This is a genomic window from Flavobacterium sp. MEB061 (assembly GCF_000834715.1).
Classification (GTDB): domain Bacteria; phylum Bacteroidota; class Bacteroidia; order Flavobacteriales; family Flavobacteriaceae; genus Flavobacterium; species Flavobacterium pectinovorum.
On record NZ_JXQR01000028.1, the window covers coordinates 22280 to 34563 of the forward strand.

The window sequence follows — 12284 nt, forward strand, 5'->3', positions numbered from 1 at the left end:
ATATAGATGGTCTATAAAGAATCAAAAAATAAAAAAAATCCCAAATTCCAATTGTTACTAACTTGGAATTTGGTCCCGAAGCTTCGGGATTTTATTTGAATTTTTAAAATTTTACTTCACTTCTTTAATGGTCAAAGAATCAATCCAGCCTTCAGTTCCGTCTGTTAATTCTATTTTTTTCCATTGGCCTAAAGTTTCTGTAACGTAAACTTTTGCTCCTTCGTGTAATAAGAAAATAGCTGATCCTGCTTTTTGAGGTTCGCTTCTTACTTCGCTAACTTCTGCAAAAACAATTGCCGGGCGATCATTATCATAATGGTCTTTTTCAGACATTCCGGCTGCAATGCTTAATAGTAAAGCAACCAAAAGAACAAACATTCCGATGAAATAAATTCTTTTTGAAACCGTAAGCTGAGAAAAATAATAACCAATAAAACTTAGCAGGAAAGCAAAAGCAATTCCAACAGAAATTACCGCCCAGGTATTATAGGTAAAAATGCCTGTAAAATTTTGAATCAGTTTTGCGAAACCTACTTTTGGAACTTCTTTTATTTCGTCAATAGTTAGTTTTTTTGCAAATTTTAAGTTGTTTAAAATTTCAGCATCATTAGGTTTTAAAACCAAAGCTTTTTCATAATTGTAAATAGAAGGCGCTACTTTGTTCAGTTTATAATAAGAATTAGCCAAATTAAAATACAACTCAGCAGATTGCTGTTTGTCTTCTTTAATAACGCTTTCGTACTCCTGAACCGCTTCCTTATATTGCGCTTTTTGGTAAAAAGCATTCCCTTTTTCAAAGCCGTTTTGAGCAAAGAAAACCTGAGAGATTAATAAAAAGAGATATAATATATTTTTCATTTTCTAAATATGTAAAAGATTTTAAACTTTGCGAACTTAAAATCAACGCAATCAAAATCACTTTTCTTAGCGCACTTTGCGGTAAAATTAACGTCGCGGTTAAAAACTAAACGATTTGCTTTTCCAATTCCGAAATAATCAAAACGGCCTTATCATAATCCTGCTGAATCGAAGCGCTAGAAGCCGGAGCATAACGCGCAAATTCGCAGTTTTCTGTCAAAACAATAAAATTTTGAACCGTTTCCGGATTTGCATTTCTTGACAACAATAATTCGCGAATATTGTCTTTGCTCATTTCTGAGGTTTCAATATGTAATTTCGCTTTCAGGAAATTGTGCATTGCTTTTTCCAATGCGATATAAAACGGCTCTTTATTGTTAAGCTGTTTCTTGGCTTCAGATAAATATTTCTTCGCCAGTTTATTATTCATTTTGATTCTGTTTCCGGTAACGTCACTATCAATAGCTTCTTTTTTCTTCTTAGCCAAGATAATAATGGGTAAAATCACGAAAGGCAGGAACAATAGGGTATAATATAAATTCGAACCGTAAAAATCATCTTTAGCAATCGAAACTAAGTTGGTTTTTGATTTTATGTATTTAAATTGTTCTGTTTTCGAAATCACATTTTTAGATGCGCTTGCTGTTGCATTTGCTTCCGCCTGCATTGGTCCGTCGAGAACATCAATCATAATTTCCGGAGAATTTATGGTTTTATAAGAACCTGAATTCAAATCAAAATAAGAAAACTGCATTGCTTTTATGGCATATTTCCCTTTGTATTGCGGAATAATGGTGTACTTGTCTGAGATTTTTCCAGACATTCCAGACAATGTTGTGGTTACTTTTTCGTCATGAACAGGATCATACATTTCAAGTGCATTTGGCACCACCGGTTTTGGTAAAGTAAACAGTTTCATGTTTCCGCTTCCACTGGCACTTACATATAAATCAAGACTTTCGCCACTTTTTAAAGTTGTTCTTGAAGGTGTAACCGTAAAATTAAATTTACCAACTGCTCCGCTAAATCCTTCCGGTTTAGTAGCTTCAGGAAGAGGTCTTACATTAATAGTTTTTGCTCCGGCCGAAACTATTTTATTATCATCAGATAAAATCATTTGCCCAAACATATCGCGGCGATTTGTTGGCAATTGAACACCAATATCTAATGAAAGCGGTTCTATTGTTAATCTCCCCGATTTTTGAGGGTATAAGATCGTTTTTTTCAAGACCACAAAATAACATCTCTGACCTTGATAAGTTCCTTCTTCGATCTTTAATTGTTTGATGTCAATATTTTGATTCCAGAAATCATTGTATTTTGGTTTTGCCAGCTCTTTAAAACCGGTAACACCAATATTATTAAAGTACAATTTATAAACTACCGTAATAGGTTCGTTCAAATATGGACTTGTTTTCGAAATTTCGGCAACAAGATTTAAGGTTTCGCTTCCAGAACCTTGTGGTCTGTCATTCGGATCTCTTTCCTCGGCAACAGCATTGGTAACCACAATTTTTATAGGTGCTGTTTTGTAGATTTGACCATTAAACTCAATTGTGGCCTGTTTAATAGTTACTGTGCCTTTTTGCGCAGGCTGTAAAATATAAGAGTAAATTTTTTGAAAAGAACTTCGGCCGTTTATCCACGATTGACTCACTTGCTGACTCGGACCTGCAACCACTCTAAATCCTTCAAAATTTGGCTGGTCAAAGTTATCTCCATCAACATTCATAATAAAGTCAATACGAAGTCTTTCGTTAAGTCCAAGCGTGTTTTTGCTTACTTTGGCTTCAAATTGAACTTGAGCCATAAGCCCCTGAAAAGTGAATAGTAATAGAATTAAATATCTTTTCATTAAAATTGTTTAATCGTTTTGGGGTTTAATCGTTTAATTGTTAATATGTTTAATCGTTTTTTTTACCGTTTTATTGTTTAATCGAATTAACAGTTAAACAAATCAACGATTAAACGATTCAACTTTGTTTTACCAGTCTTTTTCTGTTTTTCTAGGACTGCCTTTTACTTTTTGAGCATTTACTTTATCCTGAATTTTCTTTTCTTCGTTGTTTACGGCATCTAATAAATTCTGAACACGCTCTTTTGAAATTCCGCCAGGTTGTGGTTTTGGTTCTCCGTTGTTGTCTGATTTATCATCTTTTTTCGGATCATTTTTACCATCTTTTTTGTCCTTGTCTTTATCTCCTTTGTCGTCTTTTTTGTCTTTATCCTTATCCTTGTCCTTATTTTTGTCTTTGTCCTTGTCCTTATCTTTATTTTTATCCTTGTCTTTGTCCTTATCCTTATTCTTGTCTTTGTTTTTATCGTTTTTCGGAGGATTTTCTTTTAGTTTTTGTTTAGCGTACGCATAGTTGTAACGCGTTTCATCATCCGTCGGATCATTACGCAATGCTTGTTTGTAAGCCTCAACTGCCTGCGTATAATCTTTCTCTTTCATAAAAACATTTCCTAAGTTATGATAGGCTTTATGTTTGTCAGATTTTGATTTGGAATTTTTAATTGCTTTAGCGTAAGCCAATTTAGCTTCAGACGCCTGATTTTGTCTGTAAATTGTATTTCCTAAGTTATAAGAAGCAACACCGCGTTTTGCGAATTTTGATTCCGAAATTCTATAATTTGCCTCAGCATCAACAAATTTATTCTGCTTATATTCTTCATTACCTTCAGGCAATGTTTTATCTTTTTCCTGAGCCGAAACCGCCAAGGAAACCGTTAGTAAAATATAAAGAAGTAAATTTTTCATTCTAATGTTTTTATTTTTTTGTTTCAAATTTTATTAGAAACAATTATTTCTTTTCGTTAAATAAATTCAACTCTTTAATCCAGTTTGTTTTTCTTTCCAAAAGGAAAATGTCTACAAATAACAATAAGAATCCTAAACCAAGAAACCATTGAAACTGCGATTGAAAATCGGCCATTTGCGTAGCTTCAAATTCTGTTTTCTGGATGTTATTCAATGCATTTTTAATGTATTCTAAAACCTCTTTTGTATTTCCGCCATAAACATAACCGCCTTTTGTTGCTTTGGCGATTGATTTTAAGCCTTCCTGATTCAGTTTTGTAATAACAGTTTGTCCGTTTTGGTCTTTTTGATAATTTCTTATTATACCATTTTCTCTTAACGGAATTGTTCCTCCTTTTTCAGTTCCAATACCAATCGTAATAATTTTCATTCCTAATTTATTGGCTTCTTCCGCAGCAGCAGAAGCGCCTTCAGAATGATCTTCTCCATCAGAAATCAAAATAAGTAATTTACTGGTTTTGCTTTTTTCATCGAAATAAGTAGATGATAATCTGATGGCCTCGTCAAGCGAAGTTCCTTGAGATGAAACCATATCCGGAGTCATACTTTGCAGGAACATTTTGGCAACGCTATAATCTGATGTAATTGGTAAAACCGGGAACGCACTTCCTGCATAAGCCACGATTCCAATTCTGTCGCTTCCAAGATTATTAATAATTTGCGAAACCAATTGTTTACTTTTCTCTAAACGGCTTGGTGCAACATCTTCTGCAAGCATACTTTTAGAAACGTCGACTGCAAAAACAATATCAATACCTTCACGTTTTACGGTTTCCATTTTAGTCCCAATCTTCGGATTTACCAATCCGATAATGATACAAGCAAGTGCCAAAAGTAAAACCGATAATTTCAATACAGGTTTAAAAACAGAACTTTCAGGGCTTAGTTTTTTCACCATTTCAATGTCACCAAATTCACGTTGTTTTTTTCTTTTCCAATACAAATTGAAAAAGAAAATACACACCACAATTGGCAGTAAGAATAAAAGGTATAAATATTTTTTTTCGTCTAATTCCATATAATTTTTAAATTCCAATCCCAATTATTGTGGGAATAAATTCCAAATTCCAAATTTTTGCCTACTTCATTTTTTTAAAACCCAATCCAATTTGGAATTTGGAATTTTAAAAATTGTAATTTTTTAATTTTGAAAAAATTAAATAAAGCTTCTATAAACTGTATTTCTTAAACCAACTTCTAATAATAATAAAAATGCTGCGAGTAAAACAAAAGGTCTGTATTTTTCGTCGTAATCGTAGAATTTTAATTCCTGGATTTCAGTTGTTTCTAATTTGTTAATTGCGCTGTAAATCTGCGCTAACCTGTCGTTACTTGTTGCTCTAAAATAAGTTCCGTCAGTTTTACGGGCAATACTTTTCATCAATTGTTCGTCGATTTCTACTTTTTGATTTTTGAATAAAAATCCTCCATTTGGTGCATATGCATATGGAGACAATGCCATTCCGTTACTTCCCAAACCAATTGTGTATACTTTTATTCCATATTGTTTAGCGATATCAGCAGCCGTTTCCGGCTCGATAAAACCGGCATTATTAACACCATCCGTCATTAAAATGACTACTCTGCTTTTTGCTTTACTGTCTTTAAGGCGATTTACGGCAGTTGCCAATCCCATTCCAATTCCGGTACCGTCTTGTAACAGATTATCGTATTTGATTTCTTTTATCGCCTCCAGAATAATTGGTTTATCGCTCGTTACCGGAGTTTTTGTATATGCTTCAGAAGCGTATAAAACCAACCCGATTCTGTCATTTGGTCTTTCTTCAACAAAATCTGCAGCCACTCTTTTTAAAGCTTCCATGCGGTTTGGCTTTAAATCTTTGGCAAGCATACTTCCTGAAACGTCAATTGCTATTACAATATCAATTCCTTTTGTTGTTTTAGTTTGATTGCTGATGTCTACTGTTCTTGGTCTTGCTAATGCAATTATCAAAGAACATAAAGCAATAATTCTAAAAACGTATAGACAAGGTTTTAGTTTTGTCCAAAATGACTCGCTGTTTTTAAAACCCTGAGTTGAACTCATTTTTAACGTAGCCGATTGCTGGTTGCGTTTCCAGAAAAACCAAGCAATTGCAATTGGAATTAAAAGAAACAACCAGAAAAATTCCGGATTTAAAAAAGTTATTTTATTCATTAGTTGCTCGCTTTTCTAAGTTCAACAGAATTTAAAATTCGGGTTGTAATATCGTTTGCATAAGTATCGCCTTCTTCGTGCAAAATCATGATTTGTTGTAATCCCTGATCTTGCTTGAATAATAAAATCTCGTAATATGCTTTTGCGCTTGTTTTATCAACCGGATTTAAAAGCGTCATTGTTCCGTATCCTTTTACTCCCTGAACACCTTCATTAGTCTGAAAATCTTCTTGTTTTACAATGATATTATGACCGCCCTGAGCTTCAATTATTTTCAAACTTCCTTCCAGCGCTTTTGCTAAATCAATATCAGTTGGAGTTTTAAATTTACTTGTTGAAACCGTGATGTAAAAATTATCAATCATGCTTCCGTATGCAAAAAGCTGCATTTCCTTAATCAGGGCCATTGCCTCTTTTGGAAGTACTTTTTGAGTATCCATACGTTTTAAAACTTTTGGAGTTTCGATTAAAACACCTGGATTTCCGTATTCACTTTTTACCCATTCTCCTTCTAATAATTCTTTGGTTTTATGACCAATTACATTATCTTTTACATATTTGAAACCTTTTGTAGCAATGAAAAAAGTTGTTGTTGCAGCCAATAAAAAGACAACTGTACCAACGGCAATTGCAATACGTTTGTTGCGCTTTTTCTGTAATTGCAGTTTAATTTGCTTTTGTCTTTGTGCTTCATTCAATAACTGATCTTCTATTTCCTCAGGTACTTCAGTTGGAATTGCGTTATCCAGCGTTAAAATTACTTTCTGTATTTTGTTTCTGTCATCTGTAATTTCAAAATCAAGTGGTTTAGATTTAGCAAATTTCACTAAATCGGCCTGACGTAAAACACGTTCCAGATTTTCAACTGTTTCTGGCGTTAAGGTCATTTTCTTCTTGGTAGAAGCAAGTCTTATTGCCTGAATCAATTCAGAAGTTGTGCTTTCCATTGCCGGAATATGAATTGCTTCTTCAATATAATTACGTGCAATATCCGTTAGTTCACTATAATATTCTTTAATTTCCCCTTTTTGAACCAATTCTTTTTGCTCCAGATTGTTTAGCAAACTTGTCGCTTTTTCAATCGGCGTTTTATATACTTCTTCTTCGATTTTTTTCTGTTGACGTTTTTTGACGAACCAATAAACAAAAACACCAATTCCGATAATAACAAGTACTAGTAAAATATAAATCCACCAGTCGCCAATACCGTTATCAACAGCGGTAATGTCTTTGATGTCGTACATTTTTTGCTGTAATGTGTCTACTTTGATATTGTTAACTTCAACCCGAATTGAATCGGTTGAAAAAGGTTTTTTATCAATTAAAATTTTAATGCTCGGAATGGTATATTTTCCTGAATCAAATTGCGTTAAACCATATTTTTTGATCAATTCATAAGTATCATTTTTCTTAACCGTATCAATTGGATAGGATTGAATCACTTCAAGCGGACCAATGTTTTTTAGTTTAGGAAAAACAACTTTCGATTTTGAACTCACAACTGTTTTAAGTGTTAACTTAAATTCAGCTCCAATTTTATTTTTTGTAGTATCAATGCTTGTCTCGATCTGCTTTTGCTGCGCAAAAATAGAGGAGGAAAGTAAAAATAAAAATATGTAAAACTTTAATTTCATTTGATTTTGTTTTCAGATTTTAGTCTAAAACGTATTGCTTAAATATGGAACGCGGATGACGCGGATGGCACAGATTTAAGCGGATTTTTTTATGTGTATAATATTATGAATTTTATAAAATCTATCCCGATAGCTATCGGGACTGCAATCTAAAATTATATTTATCTTGACTTAAAATACCCCAATAATTTTGTCACGTAATTTTCATCAACTCTTGTGTTTACAACACCGGCTCCGGATTTACTGAAAATTTCCTTGAAATAATTGACTCTTTCCTGATAGTGTTTTTCGTAATTCATTCGTACTGATTTCGAACCCGTGTCCACCAATTGTACTTTTCCGGTTTCGGCGTCAAGCATGCTGACCATTCCTAAATTTGGGATTTTTTCTTCGCGGATATCATAAACGCGAACTCCTGTAATATCGTGTTTTTTTGAAGCAATTTTTAATGTTTGCTCATAATTTTCAGACATGAAATCGGAAATGACAAAAACTATCGCTTTCTTTTTCTGGGTTCCTGATAAAAACTTTAAAGCAGCGCCAACATCGGTTTTGTTACTTTTTGGTTCAAATTCGATCAATTCACGAATGATTCTCAAAACATGCGAACGTCCTTTTTTTGGCGGAATGTACAATTCAACATTATCAGAAAATAATATTAAACCAATTTTGTCATTGTTTTGTGTAGCCGAAAAAGCCATCGTTGCCGCAATTTCGGTGACGATGTCTTTTTTAAACTGACTTTTTGAACCAAACCCTTCAGAACCCGAGATATCAACCATTAACATCATGGTTAATTCGCGTTCTTCTTCAAAAACTTTTACGTGTGCTTCGTTATAGCGTGCGGTTACATTCCAATCGATGTTACGAATATCATCGCCATATTGGTATTGACGCACTTCGCTAAAAGTCATCCCGCGCCCTTTAAATGAAGAATGGTATTCACCGGAAAAGATATGATTGCTCAGTCTTTTGGTTTTGATTTCTATTTTCCGTACTTTTTTTAAAAGCTCTTTTGTATCCATTTGATTTGTTTAAAGTTTAAAAGTTTCAAGTTTCAAGTTTGCTTTACAACAACCTGAAACTTGAAACATTAAACAAATTTTTAAGGTACTTCAATCTCATTTACGATTTTGTTGATAATGTCTACAGAAGTAATGTTTTCGGCTTCAGCCTCATACGTTATCCCAACTCTGTGACGTAAAACATCATGTACAACGGCACGAACATCTTCTGGAATTACATATCCACGACGTTTGATGAAAGCGTAACATTTTGCCGCATTGGCAAGGTTGATACTTCCACGTGGCGATGCTCCAAAACTAATAAGAGGTTTTAAGTCTGCTAATTTGTATTTCTCTGGGTAACGAGTAGCAAAGATGATATCTAAGATATATTTTTCGATTTTTTCGTCCATGTAAACTTCACGAACAGCTTCTTGCGCACGCAAAATTTGTTCTACAGAAACTACAGGATTTACTTTTTCGTAAGATCCTTTTAAGTTTTGGCGAATTACAAAACGCTCTTCGTCAATTTTTGGATAATCAATTACGGTTTTCAACATAAAACGGTCAACTTGTGCTTCAGGAAGTTGGTATGTTCCTTCTTGCTCAACAGGGTTTTGAGTTGCCAATACTAAAAACGGACGATCTAGCTTGAAAGTGGTGTCGCCAATAGTAACTTGTTTTTCCTGCATCGCCTCTAATAGGGCAGATTGAACCTTCGCCGGAGCACGGTTAATCTCATCTGCAAGTACGAAATTGGCAAAAATTGGTCCTTTTTTAATAGAAAATTCATTTGCCTTGATGTTGTAAATCATCGTTCCGACAACGTCGGCAGGTAATAAATCGGGAGTAAACTGGATACGGCTGAAAGAACCTTGTACCGCTTGAGACAATGTATTTATCGCTAAAGTTTTGGCTAGTCCGGGAACACCTTCTAATAAAATATGCCCTTGCCCTAAAAGTCCGATTAATAGACGCTCGACCATATGTTTCTGGCCCACAATAACTTTGTTCATTTCCATTGTAAGAAGGTCTATAAAAGCACTTTCTCTTTCAATTTTTTCATTTATCGCTCTAATGTCTAAAGTCGTTGTATTTTCTTCCATATAAATATTTTTAAAACCTATTTTAAAACGCTGATTTTTATGTCTAACTTTTGAGAGTGCAAATTGAATATTTTTTGAGAAGTAAGATGTTAAAGAATGGTTAAAACTTCGACCAAAGACCTAATTTTAAGGACGAATTGTGAATCTATTTTTATATTTTTAAGAACTTTGGTCGATATGTTTTATTAAAGCATATTTATTACCAAAAATAACGCAATAAAACCATGAGCAAAACAGCATTATCGCCCATAATTTCGGGTACTATGAATTGGGGGGTATGGGATAAAAACCTTACCACTAAAGAAATGGAAAACATGATACAAATTTGTATCGAAAACAAAATTACCACTTTTGATCACGCCGATATTTACGGAGATTATACCACCGAAGCAGATTTTGGAAAAGCATTTCACGCCAGCAAGATTTCACGCGAAAAATTACAGTTAATTACCAAGTGCGGAATTCAGATGATTGCTGAAAAACGTCCGGAGAACAAAATCAAACATTATGAATATTCGAAAGAGTACATTATTTGGTCGGCTGAGGAATCTCTTAAAAAATTAAAAACAGATTTTATTGATGTTTTTTTATTGCACAGACCAAGTCCGTTAATGCAGGCAGATGAAATTGCTGAAGCCGTGGAAAAATTAAAATCAGAAGGAAAAATTATTGATTTTGGACTTTCAAATTTTACGAGTTCTCAAACCGAATTAATTCGATCAAAAACAGAAGTGAGCTATAATCAGGTGCAATTTTCTGCAACTCATTATGAAGCAATGACTGACGGAAGTTTAGATTATATGCAAACGCACAAGATTTGTCCGTTGTCGTGGAATCCGCTTGGAACTGTTTTTAGAGAAGATACCAAGAAAACACGTCGTTTAAAAAAATTACTTTCAGAATTGGTTCAAAAATATAGTTTTGGTTCTGATACACTTTTATTGGCCTGGATTTTAAAACATCCTGCTAAAGTTGTTCCAATTGCAGGAACTGTTAATGTTGCCAGAATTCAATCTTTGATGAAAGCAGTTGAATTAGAAATGGATAAAGAAGACTGGTTTGCAATCTGGACAGAAAGTATGGGCGACGATGTGCCTTAAATAATGCATTTCTGAAAAATGATACACTTAGAAAAATTTGATAAAAAACACTATACTGAATTGATAGATTCGGTAAAAAATGCAAAGGATTTAATGCAATTTGGCGGTCCGGAATTTACTTTTCCCTTAACGGAAGAGCAAATTAATAAAACACTTTCTGATAAAAACAGAATTGCTTTTAGAGTTGCCAATTCTTCGGATGGAAGTACTATTGGACATGGTCAAATTTATTTTAATAACGATTCTGCAAAGCTGGGTCGAATCCTGATTATTGATCAAAACCAAAGGGGAAAAGGAATTGGTGAGCAAATGATAATCTTATTAGTGAAATTCATTCTTGAAAATAGAAAAGAAACACACATTGAATTGAACGTTTTTGATTTTAATATTGGCGCAATAAAGTGTTATGAAAAAGTCGGTTTCAAAATGAATCCTGATAAAAAACTATTAAGAAAGGTTGATGGTGAAACCTGGACGGCGGTGAATATGGTGTTGAATTTAGAGGAATGGAATAATAAAAATTGAGAACTAAGAAATATTTGCCACAGATTACAAGATAAAAATGATTTTTTCATCTGTGAGAATCCTTTAATCTGTGGCAAAAAAATAAAAAAATAAGAATGAAAAAAACAGTTTTAATTACTGGTGCCACAAGCGGAATTGGAAAAGCAACTGCGCAAATAATGGCAAAAAACAACTATAAAATCATCCTTTGCGGAAGACGTAAAGAACGTTTAACAGAACTTGAAAAAGAACTTTCTGAATTTACAGAAGTACATTCGCTTTCTTTTGATGTTCGGGATAAAGAGGCGGTTTTGAAAAACATCAATTCATTGCCGGCAGAATTTTCAGAAATTGATGTTTTAATAAATAATGCGGGAAATGCGCATGGTTTAGATCCTATTCAAACAGGTGATCTGGACGATTGGGACGCAATGATTGACATTAATGTAAAAGGTCTTTTGTATATTTCAAAAGCTGTGATTCCGCAAATGACAGCGAGAAAATCGGGACATATTATCAATATTGGTTCAACTGCCGCAAAAGAAGTTTATCCGAACGGAAATGTCTATTGCGGTACAAAACATGCCGTTGATGCTATTACTGCCGGAATGCGAATTGACTTGAATCCGTTTGGCATTCGCGTAGGCGCAATTCATCCGGGAATGGTGGCGACAGAATTTAGTGAAGTGCGTTTTAAAGGCGATGCAGAAAGAGCTTCGAATGTATACAAAGGATTTGATCCGTTGCAGGCAGAAGATATTGCAGATATTATTCATTTTGTGGTTTCAAGACCGTATCACGTAAATATTGCCGATTTGATGGTAATGAGTACGGCACAGGCATCGTCGACGATTGTTAAGAAAAATATTTAAGTTATATTTTCTGATTTTAAGATTAATTAAAGAAAGTTACAATATCCAAGTCCCAGAGGGACATCATATTTATAGATATTTATAAATTTATCCGATAGAACCCCAGCGGGGTGAAATATTTGAATGATTATATAGAAAGTCTAATATCGCTTCTCTGGAGCTTTTTATAGGGGGTGTTAATTAGCTATAAACATAATACTCCGCTGGAGCTTTTTATTATCAATAAA

11 protein-coding genes are annotated in these 12284 nt (G+C 33.8%); 3 read left to right on the forward strand and 8 right to left on the reverse strand.

Features of this window, described 5'->3' with window-relative positions:
- Positions 1-111 precede the first annotated feature (111 nt).
- The 8 genes from RT99_RS14610 to RT99_RS14645 all read right to left on the reverse strand — a co-directional run bounded on the left by RT99_RS14610 (position 112) and on the right by RT99_RS14645 (position 9581).
- Positions 112-858, reverse strand: coding sequence for a tetratricopeptide repeat protein (locus RT99_RS14610; RefSeq protein ID WP_042565501.1), 747 nt, complete (start codon positions 856-858; stop codon positions 112-114).
- Positions 859-964: 106 nt separating this feature from the next.
- Entirely contained in the window at positions 965-2713 is a 1749-nt protein-coding gene (locus tag RT99_RS14615; protein WP_042565502.1) for a BatD family protein, read from the reverse strand.
- A 129-nt stretch (positions 2714-2842) separates the two neighbouring features.
- Entirely contained in the window at positions 2843-3619 is a 777-nt protein-coding gene (locus RT99_RS14620; protein ID WP_042565503.1) for a tetratricopeptide repeat protein, read from the reverse strand.
- Between the two features lie 43 nt (positions 3620-3662).
- The gene (locus RT99_RS14625) at positions 3663-4697 is read right to left on the reverse strand and encodes a VWA domain-containing protein (protein ID WP_042565573.1); all 1035 of its coding nucleotides are present in this window, start codon (positions 4695-4697) and stop codon (positions 3663-3665) included.
- 138 nt (positions 4698-4835) lie between these two features.
- Entirely contained in the window at positions 4836-5837 is a 1002-nt protein-coding gene (locus RT99_RS14630) for a VWA domain-containing protein (RefSeq protein WP_042565504.1), read from the reverse strand.
- Positions 5837-7471, reverse strand: a complete 1635-nt coding sequence (locus RT99_RS14635) for a hypothetical protein (protein ID WP_042565505.1) — start codon at positions 7469-7471, stop codon at positions 5837-5839. Before RT99_RS14635 ends, RT99_RS14630 begins: the two co-directional genes overlap by 1 nt.
- A 161-nt stretch (positions 7472-7632) precedes the next feature.
- On the reverse strand, positions 7633-8496 hold the full coding sequence (locus tag RT99_RS14640; RefSeq protein ID WP_042565506.1) for a DUF58 domain-containing protein: 864 nt from the start codon (positions 8494-8496) through the stop codon (positions 7633-7635).
- An 80-nt stretch (positions 8497-8576) separates the two neighbouring features.
- Positions 8577-9581 carry a MoxR family ATPase gene (locus RT99_RS14645; protein WP_007807095.1) on the reverse strand — a complete coding sequence of 335 codons (1005 nt, stop codon included), beginning with the start codon at positions 9579-9581 and terminating at the stop codon, positions 8577-8579.
- Positions 9582-9805: 224 nt separating this feature from the next.
- Between RT99_RS14645 and RT99_RS14650 the strand changes: the two genes are divergently transcribed.
- The 3 genes from RT99_RS14650 to RT99_RS14660 all read left to right on the forward strand — a co-directional run bounded on the left by RT99_RS14650 (position 9806) and on the right by RT99_RS14660 (position 12057).
- Positions 9806-10681, forward strand: coding sequence for an aldo/keto reductase family oxidoreductase (locus tag RT99_RS14650; protein WP_042565507.1), 876 nt, complete (start codon positions 9806-9808; stop codon positions 10679-10681).
- 18 nt (positions 10682-10699) lie between these two features.
- A complete protein-coding gene (locus tag RT99_RS14655; protein ID WP_042565508.1) occupies positions 10700-11206 on the forward strand; it encodes a GNAT family N-acetyltransferase in 507 nt (168 codons plus the stop codon).
- A gap of 95 nt (positions 11207-11301) precedes the next feature.
- Positions 11302-12057, forward strand: a complete 756-nt coding sequence (locus RT99_RS14660; protein ID WP_042565509.1) for an SDR family NAD(P)-dependent oxidoreductase — start codon at positions 11302-11304, stop codon at positions 12055-12057.
- Positions 12058-12284 lie beyond the last annotated feature (227 nt).

Excerpts from the sequence above, each read along its gene's own strand:
- RT99_RS14610 (WP_042565501.1), bottom strand. The coding sequence starts at position 858 with ATGAAAAATATATTATATCTCTTTTTATTAATCTCTCAGGTTTTCTTT.
- RT99_RS14615 (WP_042565502.1), bottom strand. The coding sequence starts at position 2,713 with ATGAAAAGATATTTAATTCTATTACTATTCACTTTTCAGGGGCTTATG.
- RT99_RS14620 (WP_042565503.1), bottom strand. The coding sequence starts at position 3,619 with ATGAAAAATTTACTTCTTTATATTTTACTAACGGTTTCCTTGGCGGTT.
- RT99_RS14625 (WP_042565573.1), bottom strand. The coding sequence starts at position 4,697 with ATGGAATTAGACGAAAAAAAATATTTATACCTTTTATTCTTACTGCCA.
- RT99_RS14630 (WP_042565504.1), bottom strand. The coding sequence starts at position 5,837 with ATGAATAAAATAACTTTTTTAAATCCGGAATTTTTCTGGTTGTTTCTT.
- RT99_RS14635 (WP_042565505.1), bottom strand. The coding sequence starts at position 7,471 with ATGAAATTAAAGTTTTACATATTTTTATTTTTACTTTCCTCCTCTATT.
- RT99_RS14640 (WP_042565506.1), bottom strand. The coding sequence starts at position 8,496 with ATGGATACAAAAGAGCTTTTAAAAAAAGTACGGAAAATAGAAATCAAA.
- RT99_RS14645 (WP_007807095.1), bottom strand. The coding sequence starts at position 9,581 with ATGGAAGAAAATACAACGACTTTAGACATTAGAGCGATAAATGAAAAA.
- RT99_RS14650 (WP_042565507.1), top strand. The coding sequence starts at position 9,806 with ATGAGCAAAACAGCATTATCGCCCATAATTTCGGGTACTATGAATTGG.
- RT99_RS14655 (WP_042565508.1), top strand. The coding sequence starts at position 10,700 with ATGATACACTTAGAAAAATTTGATAAAAAACACTATACTGAATTGATA.
- RT99_RS14660 (WP_042565509.1), top strand. The coding sequence starts at position 11,302 with ATGAAAAAAACAGTTTTAATTACTGGTGCCACAAGCGGAATTGGAAAA.